This is a genomic window from Methanobacterium lacus, from assembly GCF_000191585.1.
In the GTDB taxonomy this organism is placed as follows: domain Archaea; phylum Methanobacteriota; class Methanobacteria; order Methanobacteriales; family Methanobacteriaceae; genus Methanobacterium_B; species Methanobacterium_B lacus.
This window is the reverse complement of record NC_015216.1, coordinates 2,318,872-2,333,049: the sequence shown is the minus strand read 5'-3', so window position 1 is coordinate 2,333,049 and position 14,178 is coordinate 2,318,872. Positions and strand designations below refer to the sequence as shown.

Genomic DNA, 14,178 nt, shown 5'->3' with positions numbered 1-14,178 from the left:
CTTAATTAATTAGTTTTCCCAAAATTTTTATGAACCTTTCATCCTCTTCCATGGTTCCTACACTGACACGTATCCAGTACTCATCAATTCCCTTAAACGAAGTGCAGTCCCTTACAATAACGCCTTTTTCCATGAGTTTTTGGGTGAGTTCCTTGGCTGTGAATCCTGTTTTTCTCACATCCACCAGGATGTAGTTGGATGCTGATTCGTAAACAGTTAATTCATTAAATTTAGACATTTCAGTGTACAACAGTTCTCTGCTTTTTAAACTAAGTTCTGTTGATTTTTTGATGTATTCTTCGTCGTTTAATGTGGCGCTTGCAGCCACTTCAGAAAGTTTGGTGAGGCTGAAAACTGGTTTTACACGGTGCATGTATTCTATGACAGTGGGGTTGGAGAGGCCGTAGCCAATTCTCATCCCTGCAAGTCCAAGCACCTTTGAAAAGGTTCTGAGTATGAATACGTTCTCATATTTTTCCAGAAGATCTACATTTCTGTGGTCTGAAAATTCTATATAGGCTTCGTCAACCACAACCAGTGCATCGGTATTTTCAATTATTTTAATTAGATCCGGCCTTGGAATCAAACCCCCTGTAGGGTTGTTTGGTGTGCACAGGAAAATTAACTTGGTTTTAGGGGTTATGGTATCTAAAACAGAATTAACATCTAAAGTGTTGCTTGGAACATCCCATTTGGCGTATACAGGCACAGCACCCTGAATTTTAAGCATGAATTCGTAGTACATGTAACCTGGAATTGGGACTATGAATTCATCTCCGGGTTCGGTGAAGGTCTTTCCAAGAACATCTATTATTTCGTCGGCCCCATCACCTCCAATAATAACATTTGATGGAGATACTTGGGAGTACTCAGCAATTTCTCCTTTAAGAGTTTCCAAATTTGATTCTGGATACTGGTGGATGAGTTTAAGATTTTTTTTTAAGGCTTCAACAGCCTTTGGTGAAGGTCCCATTGGGTTCTCATTACTGCCCAGTTTAATTATATTTTCAGGTTCTAAACCATAGGTTTTTGCAATGTCGTCCACTGATCTGCCTGGAACGTATGGATCAAGTTCTTTAACTACTTTATTAATTTTAATCATTTAAATCACTTTTAAGAGCCATTTTAGAGTATCTGATGGCGTTGTTTGTTATGTTTTCAATTTCTTCGTTTTTGAGTGTTCTTACGGCCTTTGCTGGAACTCCGAGTATAAGGCTGTTTTCAGGAAATTCATGGTTTTCAGTTACCAATGCTCCAGCTCCAACAATGCTGTTTTTCCGAATTAAGGCTCCATTTAACACTGTTGCATTCATTCCAATCAAACAGTTGTCTTCTATGTCACATCCATGGAGCACAGCAGCATGTCCCACTGAAACTTTGTTACCAATTGTGAGTGGATAACCCTTAGACGAGTGCAGGACACAGTTGTCCTGAACATTGGAACATTTTCCAATTTTAATGGGCTCTATATCTCCCCTTATCACTGCATTGTACCATACTGATGATTTTTCATCTATGGAAACATTTCCATTAACTACTGATCCCTCAAATGATGTATACTTTTTAGATCCCATTTTCATCTCATTTCCTTAATTTTGTTAGTTACAGCTGATTTTTGTGTTTATTTTATTTGGATTTATTATTTTCAATTATTTGATGTTCCTGAACAGCAATTAACAGTTTGTTTGATTCCAGGTCTTTGCTTAGAATTACCCCGGCACCTATTCTGGAATTCACTCCTACCTTAACACCGGGATTGAAACTACTGTTTATACCAGTTTTCACACCATCTCCGAATACTACACCCATTTTTCTCCGGCCGGAATCGATCTTTTCGTTTTTCACAACGATCATAACATTTCCATCGTCAAATCTGAGATTTGCTATGTTGGTACCTGCAGCTATGTTGCAGTTTGACCCTATTATAGAGTCTCCAACGTAACTTAGGTGGTTTACATTTGTGTTGTCCATGATTATGGAATTTTTCAGCTCCACAGCATTTCCAACGCTCACGTTGTTGCCTACGCTGGTGTACTTTCTCATGAAGCTGTTGGGACCTATATCACAATTTTCCCCTATGTACACAGGCCCCATGATGTAACAACCCGACCTTACAACACTGTTTTTACCTATAAATACTTGGCCATGTATTGTTACGCCTTCTTCAACTTCTCCCTGTATATCTGTTTCAAGATCCTTCAGAAAGTGTTCATTAACATCTAGAAGTTCCCATGGTCTTCCAATATCTATCCATCTGTTGGTTGATCGAAGTCCAACCACATTTTCATCTTCATTCATCTGAAGCTGGAGTGAATCTGTGATTTCGTACTCTCCCCTTTCAGACTTTGGTGTTTGATCGATTGCATCGAAGATTTGATCATCGAAGAGGTATATTCCTGCATTGATCAGGTTGCTTGGAGCCTCTTCTTTTTTTGGTTTTTCAACAATTCTGATTATCCTGTTTCCATCTAATTCTACAACCCCGAAGGATGATGGATCCTCAACTTCTGTAAGCACCAACATGGATCTGGCATTTTCTTCCCTGTAACCATCAATAAGTTCGGTTATCAATGCGGGATCAACAATAATATCTCCATTGAGGGTTATAAATTGTCCATGAACATGTTTTCTTGCAGAACCTATTGCATGTGCTGTTCCAAGCCGGTCTTCCTGGGTAACGTAGCTGATTTTAACACCAATATCTTTACCATCTTTAAAATGGTCCTTTATCACTTCTTCATGATATCCAACCACCAGGGTTATTTCATCCACACCTGCATCACGCAGCGACTCAATATTGTACTGTAAAATAGGTTTTCCACCAATTTGAAGCATTGTTTTAGGCTTTGTAATGGTAAGTGGCCTCATTCTTGTTCCTTCACCCGCAGTGAGTATGATCGCGTTCATAACTTATAAACCCCATTGAAAATCCTTTAAAAGAATAAATCTTAAGTATTAAAGTATATTATCTAAGGTGTATAATTATTTTGTTGAACTCTATAATAAATCTTATAATATGCTGTTTTTACTAAGAGTCAGAACAGAAAAATTTTCTGAGATAAAAAAAAATTTAGTTGAAAAAGAAAAAAAATATTAATTTATATGATGTCTTCTATGAATTCTGCACATTGATCCCTGATCATACAGGCCTTCTCATCACTGGTTGCCTCAAGAGTGATCCTTACATAGGATTCTGTACCCGACGGTCTAATAAGTACCCAGCTTCCATCAACCATTGAAATTCTGACACCGTCTATTCGATTTACATCAACCACATCATCAAATAGATTGTGAAGTTCATCTTGAACCTTCAACATGATGATCTCTTTTTGGTAATCTTCACAGATGATCTTGTCCCTTATGGTTGGAAAACTTGGCACCGAACTCAGCTGTTTGGAAAGTGATCCATTGTGTTGAACCAGTTCTATCACCCTGAGTGCTGAAAGAATTCCATCGGGACACATGCAGAAGTTGGGATGTATCCATGTACCTGAAGGTTCTCCTCCAAAACTCGCAGAAGCATCAACAATGGATTCTGCAACGTGCACATCACCAACCTTAGTTCTTATAACTGTTCCATTAACTTCTTCCATACATTTATCGGTACATAGGGATGCATCAACTGTTGTAACAACCACACCACCTATTTCACGAGATACTATAGCTAAAAGTTTGTCAAAATCAGCCATATTTCCCTTTTCATCTATGGCTATCATTCGATCTGCATCACCATCGTGTGCTATTCCAATTTCAGCCCCTGTAGCTTTCACAACCTTCATGAGTTCTTGAAGATTTTTTTGTGAAGGTTCAGGCATCCTGCCTGGGAAAAATCCATCAGGATGGGAATTTATTGATACAACATCACAGCCTGCCTTTCTAAGTATTAATGGGGATAAATAGGATGCTGCACCATTTGCACAGTCCACAACAACCTTGGTACCGGGTTTGATCGTGATTTGCTTCAGAATATCGTCAATATAATCGTTTACAACATCTTCATTCTCTTCAATCAACCCAATATCTTGCCACGAAACAGTTTTGAAAATTTTTTTGTGCACAATCTCCTCGATGGTTCTTTCTTGTTCCTGTCTGTAGGCCATTCCATCGGGGTTCCATAACTTTATTCCATTGTACTCCGGTGGATTGTGTGATGCAGTAATCATCACCCCCGCATCTGCATTTAACTTGATGGTTGCATAACCCACAAGGGGTGTTGGTGCCATTCCGAGTTTCACAACGTTGCAACCACATTCAAGGATTCCTGCAGTAATTGCATTTTCCATCATGATATTTGATGTCCTGGAATCGTATCCAAGCACAATTTTACCGCCTTCACCACCTATGTAAGATGCTATTGCTCTTCCAACATCTAATGCGAGTTCGAGGCTGATATCTTCACCGACCTTTCCCCTTATTCCGGATGTTCCAAATAATTTAGGAATTTCTAATGACATGGTTTGAATGCTCCATCAGGCTCCGAATTTTGTTGATTTGTTCATGAGGTCCATTAGTATGTCCATCACATTACATCCCTGAATTCTGCAAAGACCTCCCTTTGCAGCAGCCCTCTCACTGAATATTTTCACATCATCTACCTTAACTTCTGGGCCGTTTATGAGGATGGGAACTGGATCTCCAGTATGATCCATGGTGGAAATAGGGGTTGAATGATCTGCAGTCAAAATGAAGTAAGCATCTTCTATTTCCATTAATCTGGCCAGCATATCATCCACTTTTTCAATGAATTTGATTTTCTCATCCAACTGTCCATCGTGTCCGGCTTCGTCTGCACCATCAACATTTATCAATAAAAAATCGTAATCAAGGGCTGCTGTATCGAGAATTCCCCTTTCAATATTTTCAAGGTTGGTATCAATACCTCCAGTGGCACCTTCGATATCAATAAGGTCCATGCCAGTGATGTTACCTATTCCCTTGATCAATCCAGTTTCAGCTATACAAACTGGTTTTAAACCATATTTGTCTCCGAAGGGTTCTACATATGGTACTGCACCAGCACCCCTTGGGATGATTATGTTGGCAGGATTTTCACCAGCTTCAATCCTTTCAAGGTTTATAGGAAGATCCTTCAAAACATCGTAGGATTTGGAAACTATCATGTTCAAGATATCTGCAGTTCTTGCTGCTTCCTTGGTATCATCAAGGGGCACAACCTTTTTAGGAGGTTTGCCTTCGTGTTTAGGATCTGCATCTGAAATCTGATCAGATAAGCCTTCTCCCCTTAAAACTAGAACTGCCCTGTGACCTGTGGATTCTTTGAAGATAACTTCAACGTCGTCAGCAATTACCATTCCATTTATGGCTGCTGCAATTTCTTCAGTACCTTCCCTTATTCTTCCAGCTCTTCTGTCAGTTATGATTCCATCGGAATCTGCAGTTGAGAAGTTGCATCTGAATGCTATGTCTCCTGGAAGAACCTTCAACCCTACACCGGCAGCTTCAAACGGGCCCCTTCCTGTGTAAACTTCATAAGGGTCGTATCCAAGAATCGATATGTGTGAAGTGTCACTACCCGCCCTTATACCGGGCCTAATTGGGTCCATAATTCCACATATTCCTCTTTCAACCATTTTGTCCATGTTAGGTGTTTTTGCGGCTTCAAGAGGTGTTTTATCTCCAAGTTCCTTTATGGGACGGTCTCCCATACCATCAATGATCATTATGATTCCTTTCATTTATATCACCTAAACCATTAAGATTCCTATTGCGGCTCCTGTTATGGTTGCTATGAGATTAACGTACTCATTGGATATGTAATCTCTTCTTTCAAGAACAGCACCAAGAATGCTGTCAACAAAACATCCAACTGTTCCTGCAACTAAGGATATTTTCAGAGTTACGAATGGGTCAGGGTATATTCCAAGTAAATATGCAGCCACTCCTATTATCCCTGCACCGATAATTCCAGCAGCTGTTCCAACTAATGAAATTCCCCCATCTGTTCCAGGAGGCACCTTCTTCAGTGTTGTGATGAGCCTTGGTTGTTTAACCACGCCCACTTCACTTGCAAGGGTATCTGCAGTTGCAGTAGCTATAGATCCTATAAATCCACCATAATTTCCAAAGGCAGCCATTACAAAGGCGACAATTCCGTTAGAAATAACATTTTTAAGAGTTCTTGTCCCTTCGTAAACTCCAATTTTCTTTTTGTACTCATGTTTGTACTTGGTGGCAAGGAGCCCTAGAATTAGAAAAAGGAAAATTAACATTAGCCAGTTTGCACCGGCACTAAAAATAATTATTATACCCATGACTATCATGAAAATGGATCCAAATAGATCTAGCGCCTTTTTCAAGTAGACAACAAGACCTAGAACTACTATAAGGACCACATATTCCAGAGGATTAATCATATATTTCCCGCATTATTATTTTTCCACAATTACACGAGTTTTGATGGTTTCAACACGTTTAAGGGGGTATATTTTTTTGGATTCATGGTATATGTGGGATGCCATTTTTCCGCCGAGGATATCTTCGATGAGTTCCTGGAATTTTTTGTCCTTTGCTGCGTTTTGAACCATCTTTTCCATGGTTTCTCTGATGAACTTCTGCTGGGAGGATTTAGCCCTTTTAATTGTTATTGCAAGCACGTGAACCTTAAGCTTAACACCGTCTTGGGATGTTACGTTCACGATTGAATCAATTCGGCTTGTACCTCTTCTAATCATACTTCTAACGTAGTCTGTTGTTACTTGGTGTCCAACAAAGCTGGTGGTTGCTGTGTCACCTGCAACTTCATTTATTTCGAAGAAAAGTTTGATATACTGTTTACTGAAGTCTCCAGTTAGTTCACGGAGGGAGGATTCAACTCTCCTTTTCATTAACTGTTCTGGTTCCCTTGCAGGGGTTGTACCAATTTCCTGATCTCCAAAATCCTTAGGAGTCATTATTGTGTACCACTGTTTTTCCTTCCAAGTATCTCTTACTCTTCTACGTCTCGCTTTAGCCATAATATCACTTTTACCTGTAAAAATTTATCAATAAAAACCTCATGTTCTTGATACAATTCTAAAAAATCATAATCTAGTTAATCTGGATAAGAACCATTTATTATAAATCACATTCATGGTTTATAAAGATTGTTAAGGATCCAGTACCTGATCATGTAAACAATTAAAAACAAGTTAAGATTAAAATTCACACCGAGGTTAAATAAAGTTTAACTTCATGGTATATAGGTTTTTCCTACATGAGTTGCAATGTAACAAAAACTCAAAAATTTCCTTAACCTTCCTCCCCAACAAGTTGGCAAATAAAATTGTGAGCAGATTTCAGATCATCAGAATTTGGCCTGCCCTTATTTATTCCTCCAACCAATTTTAAAGGACCCCATGCATCGAAGGCTTTGCAGGAAAATTCTCCCACTATTTTAAATCCATTCTCTGAAACTTTAGCTGCAAGTTTTTCAGAGTAATTAGAATCACCTTTTCCACTGGTTGTGAATACAAATGCCTTTTTATTCTTTACTATGGGCAAACTATCTATGAATTCAACAAAATCCTTCCCTGGTTTACCATAGTAAATTCCGGATCCAAATCCGACAAGATCGTAGTCTAGTACGTTGTATCCATCCACTTCGCTGTAACTTAAAATGTCTGCATCTATTGAATCTGCCATTGCTCTGGCTATTTTTTCGGTATTTCCACGATGAACTGAATTGTAAATTATTAAAACTTTCATATTTCACACCTAATTATATTTAAAACTCAAAACTAGTATTTACAAAAAAATATTAGAAATTGAGGGGTTTTCTAAGGAACTTCTCATGTTCTACAAATCTATTTAAAACTTCTTCAACAGGCCCTTCATCTTCAACAACTTTTTTTCCTTCACTTTTAAGCCCGGGCTTTGCAGTCATTCCAATCTGATGGCATATTACAACATCAGAATCCTCTACAATATTAAGAGATTTGCTCCATTGATGTTTCTCTCCAGGAACCTTTTTTGACTCTCTTCGGTCTATTAATTCAACTTTATCCCCATCAAATTCATAGATAAGAAATTTTTGCGCCCTTCCGAAATGTTCTGTGAATTTTTCATCGTCAGAAACAGCCACTGCAACTCTCATAAACTAACACCCCTAAGATTTTTGACTCCAACAAAAACTGGACGTTCAACACTGTTTTCTGTCCATTCCTCAGATTTGAAACCTGCATAGACAAACGTTTCAAATTTTTTGTTTTCCATCAAATTTATTACCTCTTCCACTTCAAAGACACCCAGTTCATGTTGATCAATGTCAAAATCAAACTCTCCATCATCTTTCACAAGAAATACGAAGTTTGCATTGAATATTCCATCTTTCAGCTTGGACTGACAAATTCTGGCTATTTTAAGGTCTTCCTCCACAACAGTGTCGACACTAACTAAACCTTCTATCCAGTTGTTTTTGTTTAGACTCAGATCAAATATTAATATTCCTCTAGGATTTAGATGTTCATAAAAATTTTGGATGGTGTCCCCGAGCTCCTTTAAATTTCTGTTGTAGTGGATTGCAGAGAAGATACAGGTGATAACATCGAACTTGGATCCGATGTTTAGGTTCTTCATATCTCCCTGTATGAAATTGACATTTGGAACCTTTTCTCTGGCAATTTCAAGCATTTGGGAGCTTAAATCAACGCCTGTGATCTTGAAGTTATCTGTTAACTTCTGTGCATGTGTTCCTGTTCCACATGCAACATCCATTAGAAGATTGGTTGAACTGGGTTGGTGTTTGTGGACGGCCCATTTAATAAATTCTACTTCTCCTTCGTAATCCATTCCCTTGTAGATCTTGTCGTAGTACCTTGCGAAGTTCTTGTAAAGTTGTTCTTCTGTCATTTATAATCCCTGAATTAAGTTACTTCAAACGATCTTATTAATTAATGTGGCAACATTTTCACCAAATCTTTCAATTGTACGGATGCCCTCAGCATCTTCCAGTGCTTCTCCCTTTTCCCTTCCGAACACCATGTTCCAGTAGGTTGAACCAGGCACAATCATATCGTTTATCAAGTAGAACATTAGAAGCTCTTGAAGTGTTGATGTTTGCCCTCCGCGTCTGGCTACTGCTATTGGTCCTCCCACTTTCCAGGATAGGAAGTTGCCGTTGTTCATAGAAACGTAACCAATTCTCTGCAGTGCTGCCATTAGATCTCCCCTTGCAGTACCGAAGTATACAGGTGTGGCCACTATAAACCCTTTAGATTCCTTAATTTTCTCAATGATCTCATTCAAACCATCATCTATCTTGCATTTGTGGATTTTAGCACATTTACCGCAGGCCCTGCAGGATTCTATGTGTTTTCCCCTCAAGTACACAACTTCGGTTTCTAATCCATTTTTTTCCACTACTTCTGCGCATTTAGAAATCACTTGTGATGTGTTTCCATTTTTACGTGGACTTGCACATACAAAAAGTACTTTTTCCATGGTGTAACCTCTTTAAAGATATTTTATTTGTGTTCAATAATATTATTAGTAAAATAATCCAAATTTTGGATTATTATTGATTGGTTTTAAAAATTAATAAATTTTAGTGTGGTTCAATATTTTTTAACTTATTTCATGGAAAAATCACATCCTCACAATATTAATAATTCTGATAATGACATGAATTAGGGAGATTTGAATCAATTCTAAGTTCAAAACATTATAATGTCGAAATCATACACTTAAAACTAATTTTAAGAGCTAAATTACCAACAAAAGACTGTAAAATTATGCACTCGTATAATACCAGGGTGTTGGATCGATTAGAAAATTATTAGTAATCAGTTTTTTTTCAACAGTAGTGGAGATCATATATTCCAGTTAAAGCAGTTTGAATTTTAAGTAGATAGCTGAATCATTTAGGTATGAATTGGAATTATAGTTATTGATAACTTAACCCGAGTTTGATAAAATTTAATTAATAGATATTTCATATGTTATTTATCTCATTTTAAACCATTTTTTGGGGGGGTTAATTTGTGGTAGATAACGAAGATAAAGCAAGGATCATCAAAGAAGAACAAAATTCGAAGTCTGCATATCTAAAAAAAGATTTGGAAACATCTGAAAGTTCAGACCAAGTCACTTCACACAACCATTTTATCGATGCATTCCAAGAGAATTACTGGTTATATCTAATATTCCAATATATTGGGGCAGTTTTACTAATTATTTTAGCTTTTGGAATATATTCTTTTTTAACAGCACAATTTGGCCCAGGATTACCTACATACATATTATTTTATCCTGCTGTAATCATAGTTTCATTGTTATGGGGATTTGGTCCAGGGCTAGTGGCAACAGTTACCTCTTTGTCAGTGGCAGACATCTGGATTCTACCTCCACAGGGACAATTATCAATAGCGTCAACAACAGATTTAGTAGGGTTAATACTTTTCTTGACATTTGGTATATTGATCAGTGCCGTAGCAGAGCTGTATCATAGGAATAGAATAAAAGCTGTTGCCTATGATAAAGAAAATTCTTTACGTGAAGCAAGAAAAGAGAAAGAATTTCTAGCAAATATTTTGGAGCATTCATCACAACCATTTGCTATTGGATTTCCTGATGGAAGACTTGGACTATTCAACCATGCCTTTGAAGAACTCACAGGTTACACAAAACAAGAATTAAATACCATTGATTGGTCCGACGCATTAACTCCGGTTGAGTGGCGGGAGAAGGAAAGTCAAAAGTTGGATGAACTTCATAGAACAGGCCAACCTGTTCGCTATGAAAAGGAATATGTCCGGAAGGATGGATCTAGGGTGCCTATAGAACTCTTTGTAGACATCAATATGGCGGCTGATGGAAATCCAGAATTTTATTATTCATTTATATCAGATATAACCAAACGCCAGAAGGATGAGGCAGATTTGAAGAGACAAGCTGCATTATTAGATGTGTCTTATGAAGCCATTTTTTCATGGGAATATGATGATGGAATAATATCATGGAATGTAGGTGCTGAAAAACTCTACGGATTTAGCAATGAAGAAGCCATAGGCCATGTAAGTCATGATTTGCTTAAAACTAATTTTCCAATAGAATTTAAAGATTTTCTCAAAATTCTCAAGAAAAATGGAAATTGGGCTGGAGAATTAATTCACACAACCAGAGATGGCCGGTTGATTGTTGTTGAAAGTAGACAACAATTAATAAAGGATTTTTCAGGAAAATTAATCGTTATTGAAACGAATAGGGATATTACACAACGTAAAAAGATGGAGCAATTGTTGAAAGATAGTGAAGAAAAATATCGAACCATTTTAGATAATCTCCAAGATGCTTATATTCAAGCTGATAGCAATGGAATTATCACGATGGTCAGCCCATCTGCAGCAAGCATGTACAACTATGATTCCCCAAACAAAATGATTGGTAACTATATAAAAAATTTGTATAAAAATCAGTTAGATAGGGATGATCTATTGGAAAACTTGGAAAAATTAGGTAATGTAGAAGATTATGAGAGTGTTGCATTAAGAAAGGATGGTACAACTTTTGATGTCTCATTAAATTCACAGTTCCTTTATGATAATGAAGGTCAAATACAGGGGACTGAAGTATTTGTTCGTGATATTACTGAACGTAAAAATGCTGAAAAGGCATTACGGGTGAGTGAACAAAGAATTTCAGACATGATCGAAAGTATCAGTGATTATATCTATGCAATTGACAGTGATTGGAATTTTATTTTTGTGAATGAAACAGCTGCTAACGATGTGGGGTATGAATCTTCTGAACTGTTAGGAAAAAACATATGGTCTGCTGTGGATAAGGTTGTGGGGACCGAGCTCGAAACAAATTTTCGTGAAGCAATGGATAAGAGAGAGATTAAACTGTTCGATTGGGAAACAGTCTACACAGATAGCTACAAGGAATTTACTGTGTATCCCTCTGCAGAGGGGATCACGGTATATGGTAAAGATATAACAAAACGCAAAAAAGCAGAAAAACAGCTCAAAATTGAAAATGAACGTTTAGAAACCATTTTAGAAACAAATCCTTCTGCTGTAATCATAGTTGAAGCAGATGGAAATATTTCCTACATTAACCAAAGAGCCAAGGATATATACGGTATCAACATAACTGGCATGGATTTATCAACTGCAATAGCCAAAGTCAAGGCAAAGAAGATAGACGGATCAGAGTACTCCGTTGGAGATGGACCGACAGGCAGAGCTTTAAAAGGTCAAATGGTCCGTAATGAGGAAATGATTTTAGAACAGCCCGATGGAACAGTCATACCTATACTTGGAAGTGCTGCACCAATATACAATTTAGAAAATCAAATAATTTCTGCCGTAGTTATTTTTGATGATATAACACAAATAAAACAGGAAGAATGGCGCAAACAAAAGATGCTGGAAAAGGAACAGCAGCTTACTGAGGAGCTTAGTGCTACTAATGAGGAACTACAAGCCACTACTGAAGAACTTAAGACTTCAAATGAAGATTTGATTCTTGCACAAAACAGTCTCATGGAAATGGTGACTAAATTAAAAACCTCAAACAAAGAATTGGAACAATTTGCATATGTGGCATCCCATGATTTACAAGAACCATTGCGTATGGTGGCAAGTTTCACACAGCTACTAGAACGAAGGTACAAGAATCACTTGGATGATGATGCTAATGATTACATAGATTTCATTGTTGAGGGTGCTCAGCGTATGAAAGATTTGATTGATGACTTATTAGCATTTTCAAGACTGAATACTGAGGTACATAAATTTGAACCAATTTTAGTAGAAGTTGCATTGGATGATGTTTCATTCAATCTTAAATCTTCAATAGAAGAAAATAATGCCACAATAACTTATGATCCTTTACCCACCATTAATGGCGATCCTTCACAGATCAGACAGCTTTTCCAAAACTTAATATCGAATGCCATAAAGTTCCATGGTGATACACCTCCAAAAATTCATGTTTCTGCCCAGGAATTGGATGATGAATGTATTTTTGGTGTAACAGATAATGGAATAGGAATAAACCAAAACCATCAGGAACAAATTTTTAGCATTTTCAAAAGACTGCACACAAGGAAGGACTATGAAGGAACAGGTATAGGGCTGGCAATATGTAAAAGAATTGTTGAAAGACATGGTGGAAAAATATGGGTAGAATCAGAAGAAGGAAATGGTTCCACATTTTATTTCACAATTTCTAATAATCAAATTGTTAATAGTTCCAATGGTCTTTACTGAATCTTCAACTTATTTTTAATCAATCAATGGCTGTAATTAAAAAAAGGATTATTGAGTGAGAAAATTTGTTTTTAGGTTTAATCTCATTCTTCCAGAATTAGCGCCTCTAAATATGTTCCATTTATTGTCTTCAATTTTGAATGTATCTAAAAATTTTCCAATATTTTCTGAAGGACCTAAAAATAAAATCCCATCTTTGTTGAGGGCATTAACAAAGTTGGAGATAACTTGTTGTTGAGCAGATGATTCCAGGTAAATTAAAAGGTTTCTACAAGATATCATGTCTAATCTAGTGAATGGTGGGTCTGTGATGACGTTGTGAGTTGAGAATATCATCATTTCTCTAATTTCGTTTTTTATAGTATATTCATCACCATTCTTGTAGAAATATTTGCAGAGTCTGTCATAATGGATATTGGAAGATATTTTATATTTTCCTGAACGAGCTTTTCGTATGACAGATTCATCTATATCTGTTCCAAAAATTTGAACCTTGAAATTTTGATTCATTTCTTCAAACAGTTCACTAATCATGATTGCAATTGAATAAACTTCTTCTCCGCTTGAACAACCTGGAACCCAAATTCTAATAACATCATCATCTTTTGCTTCTAATATGTTTATAAAGAATTTAGATTTTAATGATTCGTATGCTTCAGGATCTCTGAAGAACTGAGTAACGTTAATCAGTAATTCATTATATAGCAGATGAATTTCATCGGGATTTTCATGAAGATATTCTAAATAATCGCATATTTCGTCAACTTGGCAAGTTTTCATACGTTTTTGAATTCTTCTGTTTATGGTGCTTTTTTTGTATGCTGAAAAATCGTGCCCAGTCTTGTTTTGAATCAGGATAAATATTTTATTCAATATTTGGGCTGTTTTTTCTTGGTGTGCTATAACTTTTGGAACGGTCATTTTAAACAACAATTGACTTTGTAGAAACCTGATTTTTTTAGTTTAA

The 14,178-nt window shown here is 36.8% G+C and carries 13 protein-coding genes; 1 reads left to right on the top strand and 12 read right to left on the bottom strand.

What is annotated here, in order from left to right:
• Position 1 precedes the first annotated feature (1 nt).
• From hisC to METBO_RS11295, 11 genes are all read right to left on the bottom strand, one after another.
• Positions 2-1,102: a histidinol-phosphate transaminase gene (gene hisC, locus METBO_RS11345; protein WP_013645860.1), complete on the bottom strand. Its 1,101-nt coding sequence runs from the start codon at positions 1,100-1,102 to the stop codon at positions 2-4.
• Positions 1,095-1,580, bottom strand: a complete 486-nt coding sequence (locus METBO_RS11340; RefSeq protein WP_013645859.1) for a gamma carbonic anhydrase family protein — start codon at positions 1,578-1,580, stop codon at positions 1,095-1,097. The genes hisC and METBO_RS11340 overlap by 8 nt, the downstream gene beginning before the upstream one ends.
• Before the next feature lie 46 nt (positions 1,581-1,626).
• On the bottom strand, positions 1,627-2,907 hold the full coding sequence (glmU, locus tag METBO_RS11335; RefSeq protein ID WP_013645858.1) for a bifunctional sugar-1-phosphate nucleotidylyltransferase/acetyltransferase: 1,281 nt from the start codon (positions 2,905-2,907) through the stop codon (positions 1,627-1,629).
• Between the two features lie 191 nt (positions 2,908-3,098).
• On the bottom strand, positions 3,099-4,454 hold the full coding sequence (gene glmM, locus METBO_RS11330; RefSeq protein WP_013645857.1) for a phosphoglucosamine mutase: 1,356 nt from the start codon (positions 4,452-4,454) through the stop codon (positions 3,099-3,101).
• Positions 4,455-4,469: 15 nt separating this feature from the next.
• Positions 4,470-5,696, bottom strand: coding sequence for a 2,3-bisphosphoglycerate-independent phosphoglycerate mutase (locus METBO_RS11325; RefSeq protein ID WP_048186463.1), 1,227 nt, complete (start codon positions 5,694-5,696; stop codon positions 4,470-4,472).
• A gap of 9 nt (positions 5,697-5,705) precedes the next feature.
• Positions 5,706-6,374, bottom strand: a complete 669-nt coding sequence (locus METBO_RS11320) for a TIGR00297 family protein (RefSeq protein WP_013645855.1) — start codon at positions 6,372-6,374, stop codon at positions 5,706-5,708.
• A gap of 15 nt (positions 6,375-6,389) precedes the next feature.
• On the bottom strand, positions 6,390-6,974 hold the full coding sequence (locus METBO_RS11315; RefSeq protein WP_013645854.1) for a 30S ribosomal protein S3ae: 585 nt from the start codon (positions 6,972-6,974) through the stop codon (positions 6,390-6,392).
• Between the two features lie 274 nt (positions 6,975-7,248).
• Positions 7,249-7,704: a flavodoxin family protein gene (locus METBO_RS11310; RefSeq protein ID WP_013645853.1), complete on the bottom strand. Its 456-nt coding sequence runs from the start codon at positions 7,702-7,704 to the stop codon at positions 7,249-7,251.
• A 52-nt stretch (positions 7,705-7,756) separates the two neighbouring features.
• The gene (locus METBO_RS11305; protein ID WP_013645852.1) at positions 7,757-8,092 is read right to left on the bottom strand and encodes a NifB/NifX family molybdenum-iron cluster-binding protein; all 336 of its coding nucleotides are present in this window, start codon (positions 8,090-8,092) and stop codon (positions 7,757-7,759) included.
• The gene (locus METBO_RS11300; RefSeq protein WP_013645851.1) at positions 8,089-8,847 is read right to left on the bottom strand and encodes a class I SAM-dependent DNA methyltransferase; all 759 of its coding nucleotides are present in this window, start codon (positions 8,845-8,847) and stop codon (positions 8,089-8,091) included. Before METBO_RS11300 ends, METBO_RS11305 begins: the two co-directional genes overlap by 4 nt.
• A gap of 24 nt (positions 8,848-8,871) precedes the next feature.
• Positions 8,872-9,438 carry a flavodoxin family protein gene (locus METBO_RS11295; protein ID WP_013645850.1) on the bottom strand — a complete coding sequence of 189 codons (567 nt, stop codon included), beginning with the start codon at positions 9,436-9,438 and terminating at the stop codon, positions 8,872-8,874.
• A gap of 539 nt (positions 9,439-9,977) precedes the next feature.
• On the opposite strand from METBO_RS11295, the gene METBO_RS13140 reads away from it, so the two are divergent.
• Positions 9,978-13,211, top strand: a complete 3,234-nt coding sequence (locus tag METBO_RS13140) for a PAS domain S-box protein (protein WP_013645849.1) — start codon at positions 9,978-9,980, stop codon at positions 13,209-13,211.
• A 48-nt stretch (positions 13,212-13,259) separates the two neighbouring features.
• Here the strand turns inward: METBO_RS13140 and METBO_RS11285 are convergent, their stop codons facing one another.
• On the bottom strand, positions 13,260-14,132 hold the full coding sequence (locus tag METBO_RS11285) for a CheR family methyltransferase (protein WP_013645848.1): 873 nt from the start codon (positions 14,130-14,132) through the stop codon (positions 13,260-13,262).
• Positions 14,133-14,178: the final 46 nt, after the last annotated feature.

Bases quoted from the DNA above. Each gene is read 5' to 3' on its own strand.
- glmM (WP_013645857.1), bottom strand. From the start codon at position 4,454: ATGTCATTAGAAATTCCTAAATTATTTGGAACATCCGGAATAAGGGGA.
- METBO_RS11340 (WP_013645859.1), bottom strand. From the start codon at position 1,580: ATGAAAATGGGATCTAAAAAGTATACATCATTTGAGGGATCAGTAGTT.
- hisC (WP_013645860.1), bottom strand. From the start codon at position 1,102: ATGATTAAAATTAATAAAGTAGTTAAAGAACTTGATCCATACGTTCCA.
- METBO_RS11295 (WP_013645850.1), bottom strand. From the start codon at position 9,438: ATGGAAAAAGTACTTTTTGTATGTGCAAGTCCACGTAAAAATGGAAAC.
- METBO_RS11325 (WP_048186463.1), bottom strand. From the start codon at position 5,696: ATGAAAGGAATCATAATGATCATTGATGGTATGGGAGACCGTCCCATA.
- METBO_RS11285 (WP_013645848.1), bottom strand. From the start codon at position 14,132: ATGACCGTTCCAAAAGTTATAGCACACCAAGAAAAAACAGCCCAAATA.
- METBO_RS11315 (WP_013645854.1), bottom strand. From the start codon at position 6,974: ATGGCTAAAGCGAGACGTAGAAGAGTAAGAGATACTTGGAAGGAAAAA.
- METBO_RS11305 (WP_013645852.1), bottom strand. From the start codon at position 8,092: ATGAGAGTTGCAGTGGCTGTTTCTGACGATGAAAAATTCACAGAACAT.
- METBO_RS11300 (WP_013645851.1), bottom strand. From the start codon at position 8,847: ATGACAGAAGAACAACTTTACAAGAACTTCGCAAGGTACTACGACAAG.
- METBO_RS11310 (WP_013645853.1), bottom strand. From the start codon at position 7,704: ATGAAAGTTTTAATAATTTACAATTCAGTTCATCGTGGAAATACCGAA.
- METBO_RS11320 (WP_013645855.1), bottom strand. From the start codon at position 6,374: ATGATTAATCCTCTGGAATATGTGGTCCTTATAGTAGTTCTAGGTCTT.
- glmU (WP_013645858.1), bottom strand. From the start codon at position 2,907: ATGAACGCGATCATACTCACTGCGGGTGAAGGAACAAGAATGAGGCCA.